The following is a 22,858-nucleotide window of genomic DNA, read 5'->3' as shown; positions in this document are numbered from 1 at the left end:
AGCGATCGTTGAACTAGGCTCAACGATATGGCGAGTGCGCGCACGTCCCCGAACGGTACGTTGAACCAGGTCCACGTCCAGCAGATCGAATGCCTGGTCGTGCTGTCCGAGGAGCTGCACTTCGGGCGCACCGCCGAGCGCCTGGGCTACTCCCCCAGCCGGGCCAGCCAGCTCGTCGCCGCCCTCGAACGCCGGATCGGGGCGCGGTTGGTGGAACGCACCAGCAGGCGGGTGGCGCTGACGCGGTTCGGCGCCCAGTTCGTGGACGAGGTACGACCCGCCTACGAGTCCCTGGCCGCGGCCTTCACCCGCGCTCGGGACCGGGCGATGCGCGGGTCGCTGCGGGAGCTGCGCATCGGGTTCCACGGCAGTGTCCACGTCGAGGTCGCCGAGGCCTTCCGGCTGCTGCGGGAGGGGCACGGCGTCACGGTCGCGCTGAGCGAGATCCCGCTGGGGTCGCCGTTCGCGGACGTTCTGGAAGGTCGGTTGGACGCGGCGCTGGTGGAGCTGCCCTCGCACGAGAGCGAACTGACCGTGGGCTTTCGCTTCCCCCCGCAGGAGCAGTTCCTGACGGTGGCCGCCTCGCATCCGTCCGCGCCCGCGGGTCGGATCGGGGTGGAGGAGTTGGCCGGGTTCGACCTGGTGCGTCCGGCGGGCGACGCTCCCGGGTACTGGACGGCCGCGCGGGTACCTCCCACCACCCCGGCGGGCGTCCCGATCCGTTCGGCGACGGGCGTGCGCACCGTGCAGGAGGGGTTGGCCCTGGTCGCGTCCGGTGCGCACGCCATGCTGGTGTGCCGCCCGCTGGCCGAGCAGATCACTCGAGCCGACCTGCGCTGCCTCTCGGTGGAGGGGATGACCGAGCGGTCGCAGCTCGGGCTGGTCTGGCGCACCGACCGCACCGGTCCGCAACTGACGGCGCTGGCCTCCCTCCTGTCCGGTGTGTGCGACTCCCCTCCCACGAAGGTCAAGGGCTGACAAAACACCAGTTCACGACTTGATAGGCAAGTCACAGCTTGCCTATAGTGGGCGTGTGTCCGACGATCTGTTCAAGGCCCTGGCCGATCCGACCCGGCGCCTGATCCTCGACGAGCTGAGCGAGCGATCGGGGCAGACCCTGTTCGAGCTCTGCACACGACTGATCACCCGGCACCAGCTCGGCATGTCGCGCCAGGCCGTCTCCCAGCACCTCGCGGTACTGGAGGAGGCGGGCCTGGTCGAGAGCAGGCGCGAGGGGCGTTACAAGTTCCACACCATGAACCCGGCACCGCTGCGGCACATCGTCGAGCGGTGGCCCGGACCCGACCAAGGGGAGAAGCCGTCATGAGGATTCACATCAACAGCGTCTTCGTCGACAGCCAGGTCAAGGCCCTGGACTTCTACACGAACGTGCTGGGGTTCGAGAAGAAGCACGACGTGCCCCTGGGCGGGCCGGAGGGCGAGAACCGCTGGCTGACCGTGGTCTCCCCGGAGGACCCCGAGGGCGCCGAACTCCTGCTGGAGCCCTCGGGCCACCCGGCCGTGGGGCCCTACCGGACCGCCCTGGTCAACGACGGCATCCCGGCGACCCAGTTCGCCGTGGACGACGTCCAGGCCGAGTACGAGCGCCTGCGCGACCTCGGGGTCACCTTCACCCAGGAGCCCCTCACCATGGGACCGGTCACCACCGCGGTGCTCGACGACACCTGCGGCAACCTCATCCAGATCGTCCACGCGGGCTGACCCGGGCACGGGAGGGCGCGCCCGTGGTCAGTGGTGCGCTCCGTGGTCCGGCTCCTCCGTGGCCGGGGCCGTCATCTCCAGGACGGGCACGTCCAGCACGACCTCGGTACCGCTGGAGAAGTCCAGGGTGACGGCGACGGAGTCCCCGACCGAGAGGGGCTCGGGGATGTCGTTGACCATCACGTGGTAGCCGCCGTCCACGAAGGTGGTGGTGCCCCCGGCCGGGACCGGGATCTCGTCGAGGGTGCGCATGACGGAGGCGCCCGACTCCGTGGTCTCGGTGGTGCACAGCTCGGCGTCGGGCGAGGCGTCGGTGCGCACACCCGTGACGGCGTCGTCCGTGTCGGCGGTGTTGGTGACCGCCAGGTAGACCACGCCGACCTCCGGGTTGGCGGGTTCGGGCATCCAGGCGTCCTCGACGATGAGGGCGTCCGCCTCGGCCCCGCCCCGTTCGGGAGCGGGCGCGGCGGCCTCCTGGACGGTCGTGCCGGAGGAACATCCCGTGGCGAGCAGGGCCAGGGCCAGCAGGGTCGCGGTGCGGGTCTTCATGATGGGGTCCTGAGTCCGGTCGGGCCGCGTCACCACAGGGTGGCGGCGGGGTGGGGATCGTGGGCCGGGGGCACCGCGAAGACGGCGCTCCCCTCGTGGCTGACGAAGGCGTTGAGGGCGTCGCCGCCCTCGTCGAGTTCGCGCTGGACGGCGGTGAACCCGGCACGGGGGTCGGCCTGCCAGGCGGTGAACAGCAGCCCGGCGTCGCGTCGGCCTCCCCGCCAGCCGAGGTCGTAGTTGAATCCGCGCCGGAGCATGCGGGCGCCCAGGGTGCGTTCCGGGCTGGCCAGGCGGATGTGGGCGTCGGCGGGGATGACCGGGTTTCCGTCCCCGTCCCGGGCGGCCAGGTCGGGAAGGTCGTCCTCCCGCTCCCCGCCCAGGGGGGCGCCGTCCGACAGTCGGCGTCCGATCACCCGCTCCCGGTCCGTGGGAGCCAGGTCCGACCACGCGTCCAGGAACATGCGGACCCGACGCACCACCACGTAGGTGCCACCGTCCATCCAGGCGGTGGCGGGGTCGGTGTGGGAGGCCAGGACCTGGGGCCCGAACCGCGCCTCGGCCGGGTCGGGGTTGACCGTGCCGTCGACCTGGCCCATGAGGTTGCGCGGGGTGGCCGAGGGGTCCCGCGCCGTCGCGGCCGCCCGCTGGAACCCGGGCAGCGACCAGCGCACCGTGGCCCGGTCCCGGACCAGTCCGAGCAGGTGGTCCACGGCGGCGCTGACCACGAGCGGGTCCTCGGCTCCCACGTGCAGCATGAGGTCTCCCCCGCACTGGTCGGGGTCGAGCCGGTCGGCCGCGAACGCGGGCAGGTCCTCCAGGGGCGCGGGGCGCCGGTCTCCGAGTCCGGCCCGGTCGAGCAGTCCCGCGCCCAGCCCCAGGGTGACACCCAGCGAGGCCGGGTGCAGCCCCTGGGCGGGCGCCTCGGCTCCGAGCGCGGACAGACCCCGTTCGTGCAGGTCGAAGGCGTGTTCCCCCCACACGGACAGGACCTCCCGCGCCAGCTCTGACACCTCCTCGGGTTCTTCCGCCGCCAGGTCCACGGCGACCACGTGAACGTGGGCGGGAGTCGGGGTGAGCAGCGCCGGCGGACGACCATCCTCGGGACCGCCCAGGGACAGGGTGAGGTCCCGGGCCGGGTCCCAGACGTCCAGGGTGCGGGCGGCGCCCGCTCCCAGCAGACCCCCTGCGGCCAGGCCCGCCGCTCCGGCGGCGCCCAGCCCGGACAGGAGCCCCCGTCGGGAGACCCCGGTTCCGGCGCTCACAGCAGTTCCGAGGCGAGCACGGGCAGCAGCGGGGCGATGTCGTCGGCGCCCACCCCTTCGTCGAACATGCCCGCCGCCTCACCGCCGGGGGTCAGGACCAGGACACGGCCTCCGTGCGAGACCAGGTACTCGCCCTCGGAGACCTCGGGAGCCTCGATCGGGATGCCGTAGTCCAGGGCCGCCCGCACCGTGTCGTCCACGTCCCCGCGCACCCCCTGGAAGTCCGGGTCGAACCGGTCCAGCCAGGTGCGCAGCTGCTCGTCGGTGTCCCGTTCGGGGTCGCTGCTCACCATCACGACGTCGAAGCGGTCGGCGTCGTCCCCGGCCTGCTCCAGGGCGAGGTTGATCTCGGCCATGGTCATGGGGCACACGTCGGGGCAGCTCGTGTACCCGAAGAACAGCAGTGTCAGCCGGTCGTCGGCCACGTCGGCGAACCCCCAGGGCTCACCGTCGACGGTGGTCAACCCGACACCCGACGCGGCCATGGGCTGGTCGGAGAGGTCGAGGTAGTGCTCGGCCCCGGCCAGGTCGGGTCCCCCGCAGGCGGTGGCGCCCAGCAGGGCGGCGGCGAGCACCAGGGAGCGTACGGGGGCCGGGCGTCGGTTCTTCATCGGTCGGTTCCTCACGGGACGGTGCGGTCGGGTCGGGGACGCGGGGGGCGCGGCGGGAGGAGGCGGGGCCTTCACGCCGCCTCCCGGAGCAGGCGGGCCAGGTCGCGGCGGCCCCGGGCCACCCGCGAGCGGACCGTGCCGATCGGGACGCCGGTGAGCGCGGCGACCTCGGCGTACGGAAGACGCTGGACCTGGGTGAGGACGAAGGCGGTGCGCCGGTCCTCGGGCAGGGCCTCCAGCAGGGAGACCAGGGCCAGGTACTCGTCGAACCTTCCCGGCTCCGCGGAACCGGGACCGAGCGCCCGCTCCCAGTCGTCGACCGGTTCGGTGCGCGGCGAGCGCTCCCGGTCGCGGTAGCGGTCGGCGACGGTGTGCCGCGCCACGGACAGCAGCCAGGCGCGCACCGGGGCGCGTCCGGCGTAGCGGGGCAGTCCGCGCAGGGCCCGGTGGAAGGTCTCCTGGGTGAGGTCCTCGACCCAGGCGGGCTCGACCCGGCGCGCGATGTAGCGCACCACGTCGGAGCGGGTCAGGGTGAACAGGGCGTCCAGTGCCCCGGGGGCGCCGGCGCGGGCGCGCAGGGCCAGCCGGGACAGGTCGGAGTGCGTGTGGGCGTCGGAGCGCCCCTCACTTCGGGTCATGCGGATCGGGACTTTCTGTCGCCGCCCACGCGGCCGCCGCGCCGCCGTGGGGCGACGCGGGCCGCGGGGCCGTTCCGGGCAGGCGGTGCCGTGGGCACCGCGGGACACCGAGGGCGGCCTGACGGATACGGGGGTGGGCCCCCGGCCCCTCAAGGGCTCGGTCAGGCGGCCGGAACGTGCGGCGGGCCGCGCAGGACCCGGGAGTGGCGCAGGTAGGGAGCCCGGGCCGGGGGACGCTGGTCGGCGGCGCGGTACCGGGCCGGGGAGGAGGTCCTCTCCACGGTGACGGCGCCGACCACCAGGAGCAGGGGGACCAGCGTCAGCGCCATGAAGCGCAGGAAGGCGAAGAGGGCGTTCTCGCCCCGGTGCAGCCAGAAGGCGCTGACCAGCGCCATCACCAGGTGCATGAGGATCATGGCCCAGGCGGGCATGGGGTCCTGGGAGACCAGGGCCGCCCCGGTGTGGTCGGCGTGCCCGCCGCCCGCCTCCTGTGTGGCGGAGAAGGTGACGTGCAGGGCGAGCTGGCCCCACAGCATCCACGCGGTGAGCATCCCGGGGCCGTGCCTGCGTCCCGTGAGGGCCCAGGCCACGGCGAGGACCACGGCGGTACCGACCAGGAGCCCGGGAACCGGGACGTCGTGTCCGGAGCTGACCGTGTGGCCGATCGCGGACAGGCTCACGCACACCAGGGTGAACACCCCGGCGCGCAGTGGTCGGCACTGTTCGCTGTCGGACATGGTCCCCACATCGTCGCACCCTCCGGCCGGCCTCGGGCACGGGGGTGGGGGATCACCCGAACCGCCGCACCGTCCTCCGTTATGCTCGCTGGCGTCCCCGGCGTGAGAACAGAGGTCGCCCGTGTCCGTCTCCCCGCTCACCCTGCTGCATGAGTGGACAGCCCGCACCGACGAGGCTCCGCTGCGTGAGTTCCTGCTGGTCGGAAGGGTGGTGGATCTCTCCGCCCTCGAACGCGACCTGGTGCCCGCCGCCCAGGATCTGGGCGCGGCGGTCACGGTGCTCGGCACCGCCCGCGAGGAGGCACTCGTGCGGCGACCGGACCGCGTGTACGCGCTGGTCGACCGCCCCGTACCCGACCTGGCCCTGTTGCTGGGAGACGAACACGTGGTGGCCGCCTTCGGCTCCGGACCGCCCTCCGGTGGCGAACGGGTCTGGACGGTGCTGCGCGGCGGACCGGACGGGGTCCCGTGGGCGCTGGCCGAACTCGGCGCCTGGATGTCCGCCTGCGCGAGCGACCTCGCCCTGCCCGCCGCCCTGGCCGAGCGGCTCGCCGCCCTGGCCGACCGGCTGGAGGACCTACTGCTCACCCGGCCCCTGGAGACCCCCGTCCGGGTGGTGCACAACCTGGAGGCTCCGCTCGTCGACCAGCTGCCCGAGGGGCCCGTCGACGAACTCACCCTGCACGCGCCCCTGCGCGGGTACGACGCCCCGGCGCTGGCCGCCCTCACCGGGCGGCTGTCCCCGTCCCGTGTACGGCTGGGCGTTCCCGGGTCCTGGGCCGACCAGGACCGGGAGGACGCCGTACGGTCGCTGGCCGAGGCGGGCGTGGTAGCGATCGCGCACCCCGTGGCGGAGGGTTTCCCGGCGCACGGCGGCCTGGTCGAGTGGTGCGCGGGCGATCGGCGTTCCGCGCTGACCTGCGGGTCGGGCCTGGCAGCGCTGACCCGCACGGCCGTGTCGGGAGCCGCCCTGGAGCTGGGCCTGGTCGTCCCCGCCGACCCCTCGCCCGAGCCCGCCCCGCGAATCGGCGCCACCGCCGACGACCCCCGCCTGTCGGAGGTGACCGCCGAGTTGGAGGAGGCGGGCTGGAGCCTGGAGTCCGATGCGGGCCTGCACCGGGTTCGAGGGGCCTTCACCAATCCGGTACCGGTCGCCGCGCGGGTCGCCGAGCTGCTGGAGGAGGACACCGGTCCCGTCCTCGTGCACGCCGAGGGGCCCAAGGGGTGGGCGCTGATCGTGTGGCGGCGGCCCACGCTGCTGCTCGCCTCCGCTCCGCGGGGCAGCGCCTGGCGTCTGTACCGCGTGAACCCGCCCGCGACCCCCTCCTCCCGTCTGGGCGGGGGCGAGGGCGTGTCCCGGGTGGGTCTGCTGCGCACCAGCGCCCCGCTGCACCGGGTCCCGCACCGCGACGTGCTGGCGTTCCTGGAGTCGTTGGGCACCGACCACATCACCCTGTTGGAGCGGATCGGGCACCTGACCACCCCCTGTGACCGCGCGCTCCGGGCGCGGGGACGGGTGCGCGGCGCGGGCGGGGGCCGCACGTGCCAGATGTACTGACCCGAGAGGTCAGTACACCTAGGGCTGGCCGGACGTCCCCTCGGGGATGTGCCGCTCCCCCCGAAGGAACTGACGGGCGAAGGCGGCCGGGGGACGGACGCTCCGGACCCGGGCCCGGAGCGCGCCCAGACGGGCGCGCGCCGCCCGTAGCGCGCGTCGCGGGCCGCCCGGGGGCGGACCGGGCGCGCCACTCTCCGCGCGATCGCCCTCGGCGCCACGGGCCCGGTCGACCTCGGCGACCCGGGCGTGCAGACGGTCCCTGACCTGTTCGGGGGTGTAGGCACGGCGCTCACGTTCGGCCCGCGCGATCGCCACTCCGGTGGCCGCCACACCCACGAAGGCGGCCACACCCAAGGCCTTCCACCACTTCATGCTCTTAGGCTAGTGCGTGTGGCAGACACGAGCATGGACCTGGACGCGGCCGTCGACCTGACCAGAACCGGTGACGTGTGGGTGTTCCGGGGCACGAGCGTGCCCGACCGGGCCATCCAGCTCACCACCAACAGCCCGGTGAACCACGTGGGCATGTCCGTCGTGGTGGACGACCTCCCGCCGCTGATGTGGCACGCCGAACTCGGCCGGTCCCTGGTGGACATGTGGACCGGCACCCACCAGCGCGGGGTGCAGCTGCACGACCTGCGCGACGCCGTCCTGGTGTGGGGGCGCCGGTACGGGCAGCAGGCCTGGCTGCGCCAGCTCGAACCCCTGGCCGACCGGCTGATGGAGGACGCCGCGCTGCGGATGGTCGCCCGGCTGAACGGCACGCCCTTCCCCTCGACCGCGCAGCTGGCCGGACGGTGGGCGCTGGGCCGGATGCCGTTCGGCGGCCGGGCCCGCGAACGCCGGTTGGAGACCGCCTACTGCGCCGAGGTCATGGCCCTCACCTACGAGGAGATGGGGCTGCTGTCCCGAGGGAAGCGGCCGGGCTACTACGACCCGGGGCGGTTCTGGAGTGGGGACTCCCTGGAGCTGGAGGGCGGCTTCTCCCTGGGCGGGGAGATCCGGGTGGACCTCCCGGATGAGTCGACCGGCCCCGTGTAGTCGACGCGTCGGACGGGCACTGACCTGGTCAGGGCGCAACCTCATCGGAGAGGGACACATGACGGAGCATTCTCTGGAGGCGGTGGCCGAGTCCGACCTCGTCGTACGCGGCGGCACGTTCCGCTGCGTGGCCTTCCGCGACCCGGTCGACGGACGGGAGCACCTGGCCCTGGTCACGGGCGAACTGGGGAACGGCGAGGAGGTGCTGGTCCGGGTGCACTCCGAGTGCGTCACCGGTGACGTGTTCGGGGCGCTGCGCTGTGAGTGCGGCGACCAGCTCGACGCGGCCCTGGCCACGATCCTCACCGAGGGCCGGGGCGTGTTCGTGTACCTGCGCGGCCACGAAGGACGCGGGATCGGCCTGGTGAACAAGGTGCGCACCCAGGTGCTCCAGGACGAGCGCGGGTTGGACACCGTCGACTCGGCCACGGAACTGGGCCTGCCCGTGGACGTGCGCGACTACGGCCCCGCCGCGCGGGTGCTGCGGCACCGGGGCGTGCGTTCGGTGCGGTTGCTGTCCAACAACCCCGCCAAGGTGCTGGCTCTGGAGGCCCACGGGGTGCGGGTGGCCTCGCGGGTTCCGCTGCTGGTCGCCGCGCACCAGCACAACGCCCGCTACCTGACCGCCAAGCGCGACCGTCTGGGGCACGACCTCCCCCACCTGAACGGTGACGCGAGGAGGGCGGGTGGCTGACCCGGCCTCCTGGGCCGTCGACTGGCCCGGCGCGCGGGGCTGGGCTGCGGCCGTTCTGTACGTGTCGCTCGTGGGCGTGGCGCTGGTGGTGGCGGTCCGCCGCCACCAACGGTGGCCGCTGGGCCCGGCTGACCTGGTCACGCTGGTGCGGGTCGGCCTCATCGGCGCGGTGACGGTGCTGGTGGCCGAGGGCGGCCCGGCCGGGCCGGTGGTGGCGGTGGCCTCGGTCGCCCTGGTTCTGGACTGGGTGGACGGGCGGGTGGCCCGGGGCACGCGCACGGAGTCGGACTTCGGGGCCCGGTTCGACATGGAGGCCGACGCGTTCCTCATCCTGGCCCTGAGTGTGTACGTCTCCGGGGTGCTGGGAGCCTGGGTCCTGGTGATCGGGGCGATGCGGTACCTGTTCGGGGCCGCCGCCCTCACGGCGCCGTGGCTGCGGGGCCCGTTGCCGCCGAGCACGGCGCGCAAGACCGTGGCCGCCGCGCAGGGGATCGTGATGACCGTGGTCGCGTCCGGCGTCCTGCCGCTTGGAGCGGCGGAGGTCGTGACGGCGACGGCGCTGGCCGCCCTGCTGTGGTCGTTCGGACGTGACGTGGTGGGGCTGTGGCGGGCGCGTGCCCCCGGGGCCGCGACCGCCGAGAGGAAGAGGTGACGGATGGGACGGACAGCTCGGGCTTTTTGGGTGCGCTCCCCCGGTGTGGGCGAGATCCGGGAGGTGGAGCTGCCCGCTCCCGGCCCCGACGAGGTGCTGGTGCGCTCGCTGGGATCGGGCATCAGCCGGGGGACCGAGACGCTGGTGTTCGGCGGCGGTGTGCCGCCCAACCAGTACGGGGTGATGCGGGCCCCCTTCCAGGAGGGTGACTTCCCCGGTCCGCTCAAGTACGGGTACCTGAACGTGGGGGTGGTCGAGGAGGGGCCCGAGGAGTTGGTGGGGCGCACGGTGTTCACCCTGTTCCCCCACCAGACCCGGTTCGTGGTGCCCGCGTCGGCGGTGTCGGTGGTTCCCGACGCGGTACCGGCCGCCCGGGCGGTGCTGGCGGGCACGGTGGAGACCGCGATCAACGCGCTCTGGGACGCCGCTCCACTGGTGGGCGACCGGGTGACGGTGGTCGGCGCGGGCATGGTGGGCTGTTGTGTGGCGCGCCTGCTGGCCCAGGTACCGGGAACCCGCGTCCAGCTGGTGGACGTGGACCCCGGGCGCGCCGCCGTCGCGGACCGCCTGGGGGTGGACTTCGCCCGCCCCGAGGAGGCCGAGGGCGGGCGCGACCTGGTCTTCCACACGAGCGCCACCGAGGCGGGGCTGGTCCGCTCCCTCAGGCTGCTGCACGTGGAGGGCGAGGTGGTGGAGCTGAGCTGGTACGGGGACCGGAGGGTGATCCTGCCGCTCGGTGAGGACTTCCACTCGCACCGGCTGAGCGTCCGGGCCAGCCAGGTCGGCATGATCTCCCCGGCCCGGCGCTCGCGCTACGACCACTCCGAGCGCCTCAGCCTGGCGCTGCGCCTGTTGGAGGACCCCGCCTTCGACGCGCTCCTGACCGGGGAGAGCCCCTTCGAGGAGCTGCCCTCCCTGCTTCCGAGACTGGCCGCCGGGGAGCTGTCCGCCCTGTGCCACCGCGTCGTCTACGAGACCTGACCGTACCGACCGATCCTGACGAGCCTGGGGAGTCCGCATGTTCAGTGTCACCGTCCGGGACCACCTGATGGTCGCGCACAGCTTCCGGGGGGAGGTCTTCGGCCCCGCGCAGGCCCTGCACGGGGCGACCTTCGTGGTGGACGCCACCCTGCGCCGCCCGGAGCTCGACCCCGACGGCGTCGTCGCGGACATCGGCGCCGCCACCCGGGAGCTGGCCGCGGTGGTGGCCGAGCTCAACTACCGCAACCTGGACGAGGTGCCGGAGTTCGCGGGGAGCAACACCACGACGGAGTTCCTGGCCCGGGTGGTCGCCGACCGTCTGGCGGAGCGGATCGGCGCCGGTGCGCTGGGACCGCACGCGGCGGGGTTGGCGTCGGTCGCGGTGACCCTGCACGAGTCGCACGTGGCCTGGGCCTCCTACGAACGGGAGCTGTGAGCGCCTCGGAGCCCGCGCCGGTGCTCTTCGTCGTGCCCGAGGCGAGCGCGCCCAGCGGCGGGCACACCTACGACCGCAGGATCGCGCGGGCCCTGGAGGCGGTACTGGGCGCGACGGCCCGGCAGGGGCGGTCCAACGGCGCGCACGGAACGATCGGAGGACCGGCGCCGGACGGCGCGGGGGTGTGCGGAGGCGGGGAACCGTCAGGCCCCCCGGTGCGGGTGGTGACGGTGCCGGGCGCCTGGCCGCGTCCCGGCCAGGACGGCGCCCGCGCGCTGGGCTCCGTCCTGGCCGGGGCCCCCGAGGGCGCGCGTGTGCTGGTCGACGGGCTGGTGGCGTGCGCGCTGCCCGAGGTGGTGGTGCCGTGCGCGCGACGCCTCCGGCTCCACGTGCTGGTGCACCTGCCCCTGGCCGACGAGACGGGGCTGGCGGAGGTGGAGGCCCGCGATCTCGACGCCCGTGAGGGGGCCGCGCTGCGGTGCGTCGACGGTGTGGTGGCCACGAGCGCGTGGGCGGCGCGGCGGCTGGTCGCGCACCACGGTCTGGCCGAGGACCGCGTGGCGGTGGTGCGGCCGGGGGTGGAGGCGGCCCGGCTGGCGCCCGGGAGCGGTTTCGAGGCCGGTTCGGGGCGGGTGCCGCGGCTGTTGTGTGTGGCCTCGCTGACCCCGCGCAAGGGCCACGACGTGCTGTTCGACGCCCTCGCACCGCTGGTGGGGCTCGGGTGGGAGTGCGTGTGCGCGGGGCCGGGCACACCTCCCCCGCTGCCCGGCGCCCTCGCGGGGCGGGTGCGCTTCACCGGTCCGGTGACCGGGCCGGAGCTGGAGGACGCCTACGCCTCGGCCGACCTGCTGGTGCTGCCCTCGCGCGCGGAGACCTACGGGATGGTCGTGACCGAGGCGCTGGCGCGGGGCGTGCCGGTGGTGGCCACCCGGGTGGGCGGTGTCCCCGAGGCCCTGGGGCGGGCGCCGGACGGTCGGCTGCCCGGGGTGCTGGTCCCCCCGGAGGACGCGGTGGCGCTGGAGCGGGTGCTGCGGGGCTGGCTGACCGATCCCGGTCTGCGGTCGGGCCTGCGGGTGGCGGCGCGGCTGCGGCGGGAGGGGCTGACGCGGTGGCCCGAGGCGGCCCGGGAGCTGGCGGCGGCGCTGGGCCGCTGACGGTTCCGGTGCGGGTCACCCGTGTGACGGGGTTCTCCGACCGGTTCCTGTCCCGGTGTCGGACCCGGTGGTACCGTGCATAGGGTGCAAAAATTCTTACGATGCATTTTTGCCTCCCCAGCAGAACTCCCCCACCTGCGCGCCCGCACCCGTCACTCGTTCACCAGAGGCCAGCCTTGAGCACCACCCAGTCCCAGGGCACCGCACGCACACCGATCATGCGCACCCTGAGCGGGCTGCTGATCGTCCTCGGCGTGACGATGCTCAGCGGCACGATCGTCTCGGTCGCGCTGCCCCAGATCCTCGGTTCCCTCCAGGGAACCCAGTCCCAGTACACCTGGGTGGTCACCGCGACCCTGCTGGCGTCCACCGCCTCCACACCGGTCTGGGGCAAGCTCGCCGACCTCTTCCCGAAGAAGCGGCTGCTCCAGATCTCGATCGTGCTGTTCATCGTGGCCTCACTGTTGAGCGGGTTCGCCCAGAACACCGAACAACTCATCGCCTTCCGCGCGCTCCAGGGGCTCGGCATGGGCGCCTCCCAGGTCCTGGTCCAGGCCACCATTGCGGCGCTGGTGAGCCCCAAGGAGCGCGGCCGCTTCAACGGGATCATCGGCGCCATCATGGCCGTGGCCACCGTCGGCGGCCCGCTGATCGGCGGAGCCCTCACCGACTCGTCCTGGCTCGGCTGGCGCTGGTGCTTCTTCATCGGCGTCCCGTTCATGCTGGTCGCCCTGGTCGTGCTCACCCGCACCCTGCACCTGGTGGAGGAACGCCGCACCGACGCACGCGTGGACTACGTCGGTGCCACGCTGATCGCCGCGGGTGTCAGCACCATCCTGCTGTGGGTGACCTTCGTCGGCGGCAGCTTCGCGTGGGCCTCCTGGCAGACCGGGGCCATGGTCACCGGCGGGCTCGCCCTGCTGGCCGCCGCCGTGTGGGTGGAGAACCGCGTCGCGGAACCCGTCATCCCGCTGCACCTGGTGCTGCGCCGCGAACCGATGATCGCGATCGTGGCCAGCGTCGCGGTCGGCATGGCGATGTTCGGCGGAGCGGTCTTCCTCGGCCAGTACTTCCAGCTGGCCCGCGGCTACTCACCGACCGCCGCCGGGCTGCTGACCACCCCGCTGATGCTCGGCATGATGCTCTCCTCCACCGTCTCCGGGTGGATGGTCTCCCGCTCGGGGCGGGTGAAGTCCTACGTCGTCACCGGGCTGGTGTTCCTGACGCTCGGCTTCCTGCTGCTGTCCACCATCGACGCGACCACCTCCCTGTACGTGGTGTCGCTGGGCATGCTGGGGGTCGGCGTGGGCGTGGGCCTGTCCATGCAGAACCTGGTGCTGGTGGTCCAGAACTCGGTCCCGCTGCGCGAACTCGGGGCCGCCAGCGGGGCGATCACGTTCTTCCGGTCCCTGGGCGGCACCATCGGCGTGTCCGTGCTCGGCGCGATCCTGGCCAACCGGGTGAGCACGAACGTGACCGACGGCCTGGCCGCCTCGGGTGTGGAGATCCCCGCCGGAGGCGCGGACGGCTCCACCCTGGACCTGGCGGGCATGCCGCCCTTCCTGCGCGAGATCGTGGAGGGCGCCTACGGCAGCTCCACCGGCGACATCTTCCTGGTCGCCGCGGGGATCGCCGTGGTCGGTCTGGTCGTGGCGCTCTTCCTGCCCCGGGTCCGGCTGCGCGACACCGTGGACATGGAGCCGCCCGCGGCCGAGGACGAGGACCCGGAGTCGGCACACCGGCGCGGCGAGGGCGCCCTCTCGTCCTGAGCGCCCCGGTGGCGGTCCCGCCGGGGCCGTGAGGGGAAGGGGAGACAGATCCGGGCAAAGGCTTCCCGGATCGGCCCTCCCGTGCGCGGTGGAACTGGCACCCTGGAAGGAGGCGACCGTCCGCTGACGGCCGTACTCCACCGGGAGGGGTCCCGATGAACCCAGTGTCCGAGAACCCGCCGCCCGTGTTCGACCCGGGGTGGCTGGCCCTGCGCGAGGAGGCCGACTCCGGGGCCCGCTCCCCCGGCTCCCTGGCCCCGCTGCGCGGCCTGCTGTCCTCCCGGGGCGCACCGGCACGCCCGGTCGGAATCGCCGACCTCGGCTGCGGCGCCGGGTCCCAGGGGCGCTGGTTGGCGCCCCGGCTGCCCGGCCCCCAGCACTGGACGCTCTACGACCGCGACCCCGGGCTGTTGTCGACGGCCGGGGCCCGCCTGCCCGCCGTCTCCGCGGACGGCGCCCGGGTGAGCGCACGGATGTGCCTGCGCGAGGTGGGGACCCTGTCCGGCGACGACCTGGCCGGGATCGACCTGGTCACCGGGTCGGCCCTGCTCGACCTGCTCACACGCGAGGAGCTGGACGCCGTCGTCGGGGCCGTCGCCGCCGCCGGGTGCCCCGCGCTGTTCACCCTGTCGGTGACCGGGCGGGTGGAGTTCTTCCCCGGCGAGCGCGAGGACGCGGCGCTGACGGAGGCCTTCAACGCCCACCAGCGGCGCGGCGGTCGCCTGGGGCCGGACGCGGTCGGGGCCGCCGCCGCGTCGTTCGCGGAGCGGGGCTACCGGGTCCTGACCCAACCGAGCCCCTGGCGCCTGGGCCCCGAGCACGCGCCGCTGGTCCGCGCGTGGTTGCGGGGGTGGGTCGGGGCCGCTCTGGAGCAGGACCCGGACGCCGCCGCGGGCGGGTACCTGGAGCGCAGGCTCGGGGAGTGCGACCGGGGCGAGCTGGGTGTGCTGGTACACCACGACGACCTGCTGGTGGTGCCCGGCGGGGGGACGGGTTCGCCGTGAGACGCGCGGGGTGGCCGCGCGCGCTGGTCGGGGCAGCGATCCTGGCGGGTGTCGTGTGGTGGTTCCCGCTGGAGGCCCTCACCTCCGCGTTCGGCGCGGTCGACGCGGCCACGGTGGTGGCCGCGTTGGGAATCGGCCTGGTCACGACCGCGCTGTGCGCGACCCGTTGGGCGGTCGTGGCGCGCGGGGTGGGGCTGCGGCTGCCGTGGACGCGTGCCGTGGCCGACTACTACCGCTCGCTCTTCCTGAACGCGGTGCTGCCCGGCGGGGTCCTGGGTGACGCGCACCGCGCGGTCGCCCACGGGCGCGCCGCCGCAGACCTGCCCCGCGCCGTGCGGGCGGTGCTCCTGGAGCGCATGGCGGGCCAGGTGGTGCTGGCGGCGCTCTGCGCCGCGCTGTTGTTCACGCTGCCCACCGCGCTCCTGGGCCCCGGGCTGCTGGCGGTGACCGCCTCCCTGGGGGTGTTCGGCACGGTCGCGCTGGTGGTGGCGGTGGGCTGGCTCCTCGGCCGCCGCCGGGGCGCGGCCTGGTGGCGGATGCTGTCGGCGACGGTCGCCGACACCCGGGCCGGTCTGTTCACGTGGTCGACCGGCCCGGGCGTGCTCGTGCTGTCGGCGGCGGCGTTGGCCGGACACCTGGTCCTGTTCCTGGTGGCGGCACGGGCGGCGGGCGTCACCGAGGCCGCCCCGACACTGCTCCCCCTCCTGGTCCTGGCCCTGGTGGCGATGGCCGTCCCGGCCAACCTGGGCGGTTGGGGTCCGCGCGAGGCGGTGACGGCGCTGGCCTTCGGAACGGCCGGGCTCGGCGCCGACCTCGGGCTGACCGTGTCAGTGGCGTACGGGTTCCTCGCGCTGGTCGCCTCCCTTCCCGGTGGGGCGGTGCTGCTGTGGAGGCTGCTGCGGGTCGAGCACCTTGAGGTACCCGGAGAACGCCGTCACCAGGTGGGCCAGAAGATCCCGGCCCTCGGTGGCGGTGGCGCGTGAGGGCTGCCCGACCACCCCGGTGCGGGTGTAACGGGAGAGCCCGGTGGTGAGCATGTGGTCACGCCGGTCGGCGAGGTGGTCGGCCTCCTCGTAGCCCGGCCGAACCAGGTCGGGTCGCACGTGGAGCAGCACCGAGGTCTCCAGCTCCCCCGCGTGCATGTCGCGGTCGTTGGTGGTGCTCATCCGCGCGGCCCGGCGCGCGGCCTCCCAGTCGTGCGGTCCGGGAAAGAGCGCCATGGCACCGCGCGAGGCCTGGACGAGGTTGGCCAGCACGTGGTTGCCGCCGTGCCCGTTGACCAGCACCAGCTTGGGGGTGCCCGCCGCCCTGAGCGAGTCCGCGATGTCAGAGGCCATCGCGTACAGGGTGGGCGCGGTGACGCTCACCGTCCCCGGCCAGGCCTCGTGTTCGTGTGAGCAGCCGAAGCTGATCGGCGGCAGGACGCGCAGTCCGGGGTGGGCGTCGGCCAGGCTGCGCGCCACGGCGCAGGCGACGACGGTGTCGGTGGTCAGCGGCAGGTGGGGACCGTGCTGTTCGAGGCTGCCCACGGGAAGCAACGCCACTCGGGCGCCCCGCGCGCGCTCTTCCTCGCTGGTGCTGCCGGGGAGGGGGTCGGTGAAGTCCATGGCCCCATCCTCCCCTGCCGTCACGACGGGACGGAGCGCACCGGCGCGGCGGGCGCGCCGGGGAACCTTGACCTCAACCTCGATTGAGGTGGTGTGCTGGTCTCCGTGGACGTGTTCGCACTGACAAGGAGGAGCCGTGACGGGGAACAGTGACGGGGTCCGCGGATTCACCGCTGAGGGGATCGAGGGGTGGCGGGCCTGGGACGAGGGGCGCGTGCGGATCGGCCCGGCGGTCGGCAAGGAGGACGGAGGCCCGCTGAGCGCCTACTACGCGCGGTTCGACCGGGGGGCGACCGCCGCGCTGCCCGCCCCCTGGGAGGAGGTGTGGGTGGTCCTCGCCGGGTCCCTGATCCTGCGCACCCCCGACCGCACGGTCACGGCGGGACCCGGCGACCTCCTGCACGTCCCGGCCGACTCCCCGGGGGAACTGCGGGCGGAGGAGGACACCACGCTCGCGTGCGTGTCCGTACCGGCGCACTGACCGCGTCGCGTCCGCCGACCACCGGGGGCGGTGCCCGCTCGGCGCGAGCGGACACCGCCTGCCAGTGGCCCAGGCGTCCGCGCCAGGCGGTGAGTGCGTGGGAGGTGCGCACGGCGCGATCGGGGTGGACCGTGGCCACACCCCGGACCAGAGCGTCGGCGACGACCGCGGGCGCCGGTCCCCGGGGCGCAGCCGAGACGGCGCCCACCCCCTGAGCACGGCCGACGATCGCAGGCGCCGGTCCCCGGCGGGGTTCCCCGGAACTGTCCGACCCGCACCGTAGGGTGCGCGCATGGACACCTCCCGACTACGGCCGATGTTGGCCACCGAACACGCCGAGATCGTCGCCGACCTGCGTGAACTGACCCCCGAACAGTGGGACCGCACCTCCCTGTGCGACGAGTGGACCGTGCACGACGTCACCGCCCACCTCGGCGCGGGCATGACGACCGGCCAGCTCGCCTGGATCGCCTCCATCCTGCGCGCGGGCCTGCGCCCCGCCGTGCACAACCGCAGGCAGATCGCGCGCTTCGCCCGGGCCACTCCCGAAGAGACCCTGGCCCGGTTCGCCGCTCTGGGCTCCGAGGGGGGCGAGCCCGTCCGGCTGCCCACCGGCGACACCGCGCCCTGGCTCGGCGAGCTGGTCGTACACGGGCAGGACATCCGTCATCCGCTGGGGATCGGGCGCGAGCCCGCGCCCGAGGCCGTGGCCGCGGTGGCGCGCTTCTACGCCTCCCGCGACTTCGCGGTCAACAGCAGGTCCCAGGTGAAGGGTCTGCACCTGCGCGCCACCGACGCGGAGTTCACCGCCAACGACCCCGGGCTGCCCGTGGTGGAGGGGCCCCAGCTCGCGCTCGTCATGCTCATGGCGGGCAGACCCGCCTACCTGGACCGGGTGGAGGGCTCCGGCGTGCCCGAACTTCGGAGCAGACTGGCGGGCTGACGCGGCGCGCCTCCGGGCGTTCAGTCGTGGGCGGCCCAGTACGCGGGGAGCTCCGTCCCGAGTTCCTCGGCCGCCTGCATGGGCAGGGAGTGGGTGGTCCCGGGCCACACGGTGACGGGTTCCCTGCCCAGTTCCCGGGCCCGGTCCGCGGCCTCCTCCCCTCCCGCGAGGGAGCTGTCGCCGGCCAGGTCGATCCGGACCGGCATCCGCATCGAACGCCACTCCTCGTCGGTGAGGGTGCGCGGCACGAAGGTGGCTGAGGAGTGGTGGCGCGACCCCTCGTCGATCATCACCGACATCGGTGTGCGCTCGCGCACCTCCTCCACCGTGATCCCGCCGATCTCCGCCATACCCCGGTCCTTCCACGACTGCGGTACGGGGAGCAGCAGCAGCGAGGACCACAGGTAGGTGGAGGCGGGCATCCCGCGCACCACCATCACCGGCTCCAGCAGGGTCAGGGAGGCCACCCGGCCGGGGTGCTCCAGGGCGTGGACGGTGGCGACGGCCCCTCCGAAGGAGTGGCCCACCATGTGGACGCGGTCCAGCTCCAGCCCCACGAGCACCTGCTCCACCCAGGCCCCCTGGTCGTCGAAGGAGCCGAACGGCACCGACTGCGTGGACATCCCGGCGTCGCCGATCGCGTCCATGGCGTACAGGGTGCGCTGGCCGATCCAGTGGACGAGGTTCTCGCCCCACATCGGCGCCCCGGAGCTGATCCCGGGCACCAACATCACCGGAGCCGCGTCCCCGCCCCGGCTCCCCTCCTCGTCGGCCGCCCACTCGTAGACGCGCGCGGAGCCGTACTCGGTCATGACGTCGTGGGTCCGGGTCGGCGCGGGCAGGGTCGCCATCACGTCCTGGTAGGCGTCGAGGTAGGCCCCGTAGCCCTCCTGGCTGCGCCAGTGCCCCACGGTGGCCTCCGGCGCGAGGATCGCGACCGCCTTGTCGACGACCAGCCAGGCCACCAGCAGCGCTCCCAGAGCCAGGAGCACCTGGCGGCGCCGGGGACGGCGGCTTGTTCGATCACTCATGACCCCTCCGATAAATACGATCGTATTGACCCCGCGCCCCGAGTCTACACACATCTCAATACAGTCGTATTGACCCTGGGATAGACTGCGGCCATGAGCAGCGCGGACAGTGACCCGAGACGGACCGAGATCCTCCACGCCGTGTGGGGAGTGATCGCCCAGAGCGGTATGGGCGCGGTGTCCATGCGCAACGTCGCCGCGACCGCCGGGGTCTCCGTCGGACGCATCCAGTACTGGTTCCACAGCAAGGACGAACTCATCCGGGCCAGCCTCGTGGCGATGCTCGGCGGCGCGGAACGCCTCCACGCCGACGCCACCGAGGGGGTCGACGACCGCGAGGCGCTCTGGGAGCTGGTCGGCCATCCCATCCCGCGCGCGGAGACGGCGCGCGCCGGGGTGTCGGTCTTCCACCAGTACGTCGCCGCCGCGGTCCACCACCCCGCCCTGGCGGCACTGCTGGCCGAGGCCAAGGACGGCGAGGAGGCCGAGGCCACCCGGCTGCTGGCCCGGCTCGCCCCCGACCTCCCCGACCCGCGCGAGGCCGCCCGCGCCCTCATGGCCACCGCGGACGGCCTGTCACTGCGCGTCCTCATCGGCGGGCTGTCCTCGGCGGAGGCCGAACGGACCCTGGGCGACCAGCTCGACCGGCTCCTGGCCTGACGGCCCGAACGCAGCGCCCCACCGACGCGTTCGCCCCGGTGAGCGGAGACACACACCAGGCCCCCGAACCCACTCACACGCGCGAAAAACCAGGCGAGACGGGACGTACCGTCGCCTAGTCTGGAAGCCGCTGCGGCGTTCCCGGAGGATGCACACCATTCGTCCCGGAATACCGCCGCGACCAGCGGGGTTGACCGTTCGTCGGCACAACCGACACCCCGCCCTTCCCCCTGATCCAGGCCATCTCGAGCGCGCAAGGAAGTACGTGAGCAGGCAACCCGACACACCCACCTCCGACGAGGTCGCGGACCCGCGCGCGACCCGACTCGTCATCCCGCTTCTCCTGGTCTCGGCCTTCGTCGTCATCCTCAACGAGACGATCATGGGTGTGGCCCTGCCCGAGCTCAACCGCGACCTCGGCATCACCGTGTCCACCGGACAGTGGCTGACCTCGGCCTTCATGCTCGTGATGGCCGTGATCATCCCCGTGACCGGGTTCCTGCTGCAACGGTTCCACCTGCGGCAGGTGTTCATCGCCGCGATGACGCTGTTCAGCATCGGCACCCTGATCTGCTTCCTGGCCCCGAACTTCGCCATCCTGCTGTTCGGCCGGATCGTGCAGGCCGGGGGCACCGCGATCATGATGCCGCTGCTCATGACGACGATCCTCAACACGGTCCCCGCCGACCGCCGGGGCCGTGTCATGGGCAACATCTCCATCGTCATGGCGGTGGCACCCGCGGTCGGACCGACCCTGTCCGGGCTGATCCTCAGCGTGCTGGACTGGCGATGGCTGTTCGGCCTGGTGCTCCCGATCGCGCTGCTCGCCCTCGGCCTGGGCGCGGCCTTCATCCGCAACGTCACCGAGCCGCGCGCCGCCCGCATCGACGTGCCCTCGGTCATCGTGTCCGCCTTCGCGTTCGGCGGACTGGTCTACGGCTTCTCCAGCCTGGGCAAGGCGGCCGACCCCGACGCCGCGATCCCGCCGTGGGCGGCCCTCGCGGTGGGCGCCGCCGCGCTCGTGGTGTTCGTGTGGCGCCAGATCAGGCTCCAGAACGAGGACCGCGCTCTGCTCGACCTGCGGGTGTTCCAGTCCCGCCAGTTCTCGGTGTCGATCGCGCTGGTGCTGGTGAGCTTCATGGCGCTGTTCGGCACGATCATCCTGCTGCCGCTGTACATGCAGAACGTGCTCGGACACGACACGCTCGCGACCGGCCTCACCCTGCTGCCCGGCGGCCTGCTCATGGGTCTGCTGGCGCCGTTCGTCGGTCGGCTGTACGACCGCTTCGGGCCGCGCCCGCTGGTCACACCGGGTGCGGGCGTGGTCGCCCTGGTGCTGTGGGGCATGACCCTCTTCGGTACCGACACGCCCATCGGCTACGTGGTCGCCGCGCACATGGCGCTCAGTGCCGGGCTCGGGTTCATGTTCACCCCGCTGCTCACCGGTGCGCTGGGGTCCCTGCGACCTTCGCTGTACTCCTACGGCAGCGCCGTGGTGGGCACCGTGCAGCAGGTCGCGGGCGCCGCCGGGACGGCCGCGTTCATCGCGGTGATGTCGGCCGTGGCCGCGAGTCGGCTGGGTGACGGTGTGGAGGCGGTCGCCGCCGAGGCGGGCGGTATCCACGTGGCCTTCCTGTTGGGGGCGGCCATCGCCACACTGGCGTTCTTCGCGACCTTCCTGGTCCGACGCTCCGAGGCCGGTCAGGAACCCGAAGCGGTCCCGGCGCACTGAGACGCCGGAAACTGAGACGCCGGAAGGGGGCGGCGGTGGCCACCGCCGCCCCCTTCCCGTACGGGGGCCACCGCCCCGGACCCGCTCACTCCGAGAGCCTGAGCAGGCCCGCCCGGGTGCGACCGAAACCGCACGCCTCGTGGAAGGGCTCCAGCCGGGCTTCGTAGTCGACGTGGAGCCACTCGACTCCCAGACTCCGCAGATCCGCCACGAGAGCGGCCACGACCGCCCGCCCCACCCCGTGGCGCCGATGGCTCCGGGCGACGGCGGTGTCCAGGAGGAACGCGTGTGCTCCCCCGTCCCACACCGCGTGCACGAACCCCACCGCCCTGCCCTCGTCCTCGGCCACCACCCAGGAGCGGCTGTGGCGCTCCAACCGCTCGGACCACGGCACCGGGGAGTCAGCGTGGCCGAACGCCTCGGCGTGCAGGCGGGAGAGTTCATCGTCGTCTACCGGGCGGCGAACGTGGACGCGCATCCGAGCGACACTACTCCTCCACCTCGCGGTGGTCGAGGTCGGAGGTGCCACGGGAGCCGGTACCCGTCGACCCCGCAGGTCCCCTCGCGTACGAAGCCGCGCTCCCTGAGCGACCACCCGGTGGTCGCCCCCCCGTGACCGGACCAGCGCAACGAGCGTGGGCCGATGTCCGGCCCGCGACGGCGGCTCGGAGCGCGGACGGGGGTTCAGCGGAGCGCGGCTCCGCCGTCCACGTACAGCTCGTGCATGGTGATGTGCCGGGCCGCGTCGGAGACCAGGAAGCGCACGGCGGCGGCGACGTCCTCGGGCTGGCCGAGCCTCCCCAGGGGGATGCCGACCTTGAAGCGTTCGGGGTCACCGGTCACGAGCGCCTGGGTGTCGCCCGTCATCGCGCGCAGCATCGGGGTGTCGGTGGAACCGGGCGAGACCACGTTGCAGCGCACCCCCAGGGGCGCCAACTCCAGGCCCAGGGACTTGGTGAGCGCGACGGCCGCCGCCTTGGAGGCGGCGTAGGCGGCCATGCCGGACCGGGGCACCCCGGCGGCGTTGGAGGCGATCGTGACCAGGGTCCCCCGCCCACGGGGTCCCATCCGCCGGGCCACGGCCCGCCCCACGGCGAAGACACCGGTGGCGTTGACCGCGATCATCCGGTTCCAGTCCTGGTCCGTGCAGTCGGCGAGGGGTCCGGTGCTGAGGGTTCCGGCCGCGTTGACGACGGTGTCCACCGGCCCGAGCTCCGCCTCGACCTCGTCGAAGAGGGACTCCACGCGGACGGTGTCGGTGACGTCGGCGACCAGGGTCCGGACGGTGTGCCCGTCACCCTCCACGGCCCGGACGGTCCCGGCGAGGCCGTCGCGGTCGACGTCGACCGCCGCGACCCGGGCGCCGCGCGCGGCCAGGTCGGCGGCGACCGCACGCCCGACGCCGCTGGCGGCTCCGGTGACGACCGCCACAGCACCGGTGATCCCGTTCATCCGCACTCCGTCCGCCATCGCCGTTCCCGCTGGGGTTCGCGGCAAGTCTCGGGGCGCCCGGGGGCCGGTGTCAACCGTCCAGCTGTACTCGGACACCACCCCTGTGACCCCACCCCGAGAACGCGTACCGCCGGAGGTGACCTA

At 73.6% G+C, this 22,858-nt stretch carries 26 protein-coding genes and 1 pseudogene; 17 read left to right on the top strand and 10 right to left on the bottom strand.

The window, feature by feature from the left end:
* Positions 1 to 27 precede the first annotated feature (27 nt).
* From ACFYL4_RS08440 to ACFYL4_RS08430, 3 genes are read left to right on the top strand one after another with little or no spacing between them, the layout of a single operon-like run.
* Positions 28 to 978, top strand: coding sequence for a LysR family transcriptional regulator (locus tag ACFYL4_RS08440; RefSeq protein ID WP_387517488.1), 951 nt, complete (start codon positions 28 to 30; stop codon positions 976 to 978).
* A gap of 55 nt (positions 979 to 1,033) precedes the next feature.
* Positions 1,034 to 1,327: a metalloregulator ArsR/SmtB family transcription factor gene (locus ACFYL4_RS08435; protein ID WP_357764528.1), complete on the top strand. Its 294-nt coding sequence runs from the start codon at positions 1,034 to 1,036 to the stop codon at positions 1,325 to 1,327.
* Entirely contained in the window at positions 1,324 to 1,722 is a 399-nt protein-coding gene (locus tag ACFYL4_RS08430) for a VOC family protein (protein WP_387517485.1), read from the top strand. The genes ACFYL4_RS08435 and ACFYL4_RS08430 overlap by 4 nt, the downstream gene beginning before the upstream one ends.
* Positions 1,723 to 1,749: 27 nt before the next feature.
* On the opposite strand, the gene ACFYL4_RS08425 is transcribed toward ACFYL4_RS08430, so the two are convergent.
* From ACFYL4_RS08425 to ACFYL4_RS08405, 5 genes are all read right to left on the bottom strand, one after another.
* Positions 1,750 to 2,271, bottom strand: coding sequence for a copper chaperone PCu(A)C (locus ACFYL4_RS08425; RefSeq protein ID WP_387517484.1), 522 nt, complete (start codon positions 2,269 to 2,271; stop codon positions 1,750 to 1,752).
* Positions 2,272 to 2,300: 29 nt separating this feature from the next.
* Positions 2,301 to 3,533 (bottom strand): Dyp-type peroxidase, encoded by a 1,233-nt coding sequence (locus ACFYL4_RS08420; RefSeq protein ID WP_387517482.1) that lies wholly within the window; start codon positions 3,531 to 3,533, stop codon positions 2,301 to 2,303.
* Positions 3,530 to 4,144 carry an SCO family protein gene (locus ACFYL4_RS08415; RefSeq protein WP_387517481.1) on the bottom strand — a complete coding sequence of 205 codons (615 nt, stop codon included), beginning with the start codon at positions 4,142 to 4,144 and terminating at the stop codon, positions 3,530 to 3,532. The genes ACFYL4_RS08420 and ACFYL4_RS08415 overlap by 4 nt, the downstream gene beginning before the upstream one ends.
* A gap of 71 nt (positions 4,145 to 4,215) precedes the next feature.
* Positions 4,216 to 4,782 carry a sigma-70 family RNA polymerase sigma factor gene (locus ACFYL4_RS08410; protein WP_357764513.1) on the bottom strand — a complete coding sequence of 189 codons (567 nt, stop codon included), beginning with the start codon at positions 4,780 to 4,782 and terminating at the stop codon, positions 4,216 to 4,218.
* A gap of 161 nt (positions 4,783 to 4,943) precedes the next feature.
* On the bottom strand, positions 4,944 to 5,519 hold the full coding sequence (locus tag ACFYL4_RS08405) for a hypothetical protein (protein ID WP_357764510.1): 576 nt from the start codon (positions 5,517 to 5,519) through the stop codon (positions 4,944 to 4,946).
* Positions 5,520 to 5,640: 121 nt separating this feature from the next.
* On the opposite strand from ACFYL4_RS08405, the gene ACFYL4_RS08400 reads away from it, so the two are divergent.
* Entirely contained in the window at positions 5,641 to 7,077 is a 1,437-nt protein-coding gene (locus ACFYL4_RS08400; RefSeq protein WP_387517477.1) for a hypothetical protein, read from the top strand.
* Between the two features lie 18 nt (positions 7,078 to 7,095).
* Here ACFYL4_RS08400 and ACFYL4_RS08395 read toward each other — a convergent pair whose 3' ends face one another.
* Positions 7,096 to 7,449: a hypothetical protein gene (locus ACFYL4_RS08395; RefSeq protein WP_387517475.1), complete on the bottom strand. Its 354-nt coding sequence runs from the start codon at positions 7,447 to 7,449 to the stop codon at positions 7,096 to 7,098.
* A 33-nt stretch (positions 7,450 to 7,482) separates the two neighbouring features.
* On the opposite strand from ACFYL4_RS08395, the gene ACFYL4_RS08390 reads away from it, so the two are divergent.
* The 9 genes and pseudogenes from ACFYL4_RS08390 to ACFYL4_RS08350 all read left to right on the top strand — a co-directional run.
* Positions 7,483 to 8,118 (top strand): hypothetical protein, encoded by a 636-nt coding sequence (locus ACFYL4_RS08390; RefSeq protein ID WP_387517799.1) that lies wholly within the window; start codon positions 7,483 to 7,485, stop codon positions 8,116 to 8,118.
* Positions 8,119 to 8,176: 58 nt separating this feature from the next.
* The gene (locus tag ACFYL4_RS08385; protein WP_357764502.1) at positions 8,177 to 8,812 is read left to right on the top strand and encodes a GTP cyclohydrolase II; all 636 of its coding nucleotides are present in this window, start codon (positions 8,177 to 8,179) and stop codon (positions 8,810 to 8,812) included.
* Positions 8,805 to 9,464, top strand: a complete 660-nt coding sequence (locus ACFYL4_RS08380; RefSeq protein ID WP_387517473.1) for a CDP-alcohol phosphatidyltransferase family protein — start codon at positions 8,805 to 8,807, stop codon at positions 9,462 to 9,464. The genes ACFYL4_RS08385 and ACFYL4_RS08380 overlap by 8 nt, the downstream gene beginning before the upstream one ends.
* A 3-nt stretch (positions 9,465 to 9,467) precedes the next feature.
* Complete coding sequence (locus ACFYL4_RS08375) at positions 9,468 to 10,445, top strand: dehydrogenase (protein ID WP_387517471.1); 978 nt, start codon at positions 9,468 to 9,470, stop codon at positions 10,443 to 10,445.
* A 37-nt stretch (positions 10,446 to 10,482) separates the two neighbouring features.
* A complete protein-coding gene (locus ACFYL4_RS08370; RefSeq protein ID WP_357764493.1) occupies positions 10,483 to 10,881 on the top strand; it encodes a 6-carboxytetrahydropterin synthase in 399 nt (132 codons plus the stop codon).
* A complete protein-coding gene (locus tag ACFYL4_RS08365; protein WP_387517469.1) occupies positions 10,878 to 12,035 on the top strand; it encodes a glycosyltransferase family 4 protein in 1,158 nt (385 codons plus the stop codon). Before ACFYL4_RS08370 ends, ACFYL4_RS08365 begins: the two co-directional genes overlap by 4 nt.
* A gap of 218 nt (positions 12,036 to 12,253) precedes the next feature.
* Entirely contained in the window at positions 12,254 to 13,804 is a 1,551-nt protein-coding gene (locus ACFYL4_RS08360) for an MFS transporter (RefSeq protein ID WP_357764706.1), read from the top strand.
* A 155-nt stretch (positions 13,805 to 13,959) separates the two neighbouring features.
* Positions 13,960 to 14,808 (top strand): SAM-dependent methyltransferase, encoded by an 849-nt coding sequence (locus ACFYL4_RS08355; RefSeq protein WP_387517467.1) that lies wholly within the window; start codon positions 13,960 to 13,962, stop codon positions 14,806 to 14,808.
* Positions 14,727 to 15,620, top strand: a pseudogene (locus ACFYL4_RS08350) (YbhN family protein); the annotation flags it as partial. The gene ACFYL4_RS08355 and the pseudogene ACFYL4_RS08350, both read left to right, overlap by 82 nt.
* Before the next feature lie 15 nt (positions 15,621 to 15,635).
* Here ACFYL4_RS08350 and ACFYL4_RS08345 read toward each other — a convergent pair.
* On the bottom strand, positions 15,636 to 16,415 hold the full coding sequence (locus ACFYL4_RS08345; RefSeq protein WP_357764484.1) for a creatininase family protein: 780 nt from the start codon (positions 16,413 to 16,415) through the stop codon (positions 15,636 to 15,638).
* Positions 16,416 to 16,551: 136 nt separating this feature from the next.
* Between ACFYL4_RS08345 and ACFYL4_RS08340 the strand changes: the two genes are divergently transcribed.
* Together ACFYL4_RS08340 and ACFYL4_RS08335 are read left to right on the top strand one after the other, a co-directional pair.
* Complete coding sequence (locus tag ACFYL4_RS08340) at positions 16,552 to 16,896, top strand: cupin domain-containing protein (RefSeq protein ID WP_357764481.1); 345 nt, start codon at positions 16,552 to 16,554, stop codon at positions 16,894 to 16,896.
* A 292-nt stretch (positions 16,897 to 17,188) separates the two neighbouring features.
* Complete coding sequence (locus ACFYL4_RS08335; protein ID WP_387517464.1) at positions 17,189 to 17,839, top strand: maleylpyruvate isomerase family mycothiol-dependent enzyme; 651 nt, start codon at positions 17,189 to 17,191, stop codon at positions 17,837 to 17,839.
* 20 nt (positions 17,840 to 17,859) lie between these two features.
* Here ACFYL4_RS08335 and ACFYL4_RS08330 read toward each other — a convergent pair whose 3' ends face one another.
* Positions 17,860 to 18,870 carry an alpha/beta fold hydrolase gene (locus ACFYL4_RS08330; RefSeq protein WP_387517462.1) on the bottom strand — a complete coding sequence of 337 codons (1,011 nt, stop codon included), beginning with the start codon at positions 18,868 to 18,870 and terminating at the stop codon, positions 17,860 to 17,862.
* 93 nt (positions 18,871 to 18,963) lie between these two features.
* Here ACFYL4_RS08330 and ACFYL4_RS08325 point away from each other — a divergent pair, with 93 nt between their 5' ends.
* On the top strand, positions 18,964 to 19,530 hold the full coding sequence (locus ACFYL4_RS08325) for a TetR/AcrR family transcriptional regulator (protein WP_387517460.1): 567 nt from the start codon (positions 18,964 to 18,966) through the stop codon (positions 19,528 to 19,530).
* Positions 19,531 to 19,795: 265 nt separating this feature from the next.
* Positions 19,796 to 21,262: an MDR family MFS transporter gene (locus tag ACFYL4_RS08320; RefSeq protein WP_357765636.1), complete on the top strand. Its 1,467-nt coding sequence runs from the start codon at positions 19,796 to 19,798 to the stop codon at positions 21,260 to 21,262.
* 85 nt (positions 21,263 to 21,347) lie between these two features.
* Here ACFYL4_RS08320 and ACFYL4_RS08315 read toward each other — a convergent pair whose 3' ends face one another.
* A complete protein-coding gene (locus tag ACFYL4_RS08315; protein WP_387517458.1) occupies positions 21,348 to 21,740 on the bottom strand; it encodes a GNAT family N-acetyltransferase in 393 nt (130 codons plus the stop codon).
* 206 nt (positions 21,741 to 21,946) lie between these two features.
* Complete coding sequence (locus ACFYL4_RS08310; RefSeq protein ID WP_387517456.1) at positions 21,947 to 22,714, bottom strand: 2,3-dihydro-2,3-dihydroxybenzoate dehydrogenase; 768 nt, start codon at positions 22,712 to 22,714, stop codon at positions 21,947 to 21,949.
* Positions 22,715 to 22,858: the final 144 nt, after the last annotated feature.

It is taken from the genome of Nocardiopsis sp. NPDC006938, assembly GCF_042869555.1.
Classification (GTDB): Bacteria; Actinomycetota; Actinomycetes; order Streptosporangiales; family Streptosporangiaceae; genus Nocardiopsis.
The sequence above is the reverse complement of the archived record's forward strand: the minus strand, read 5'-3'. Positions and strand labels throughout refer to the sequence as shown.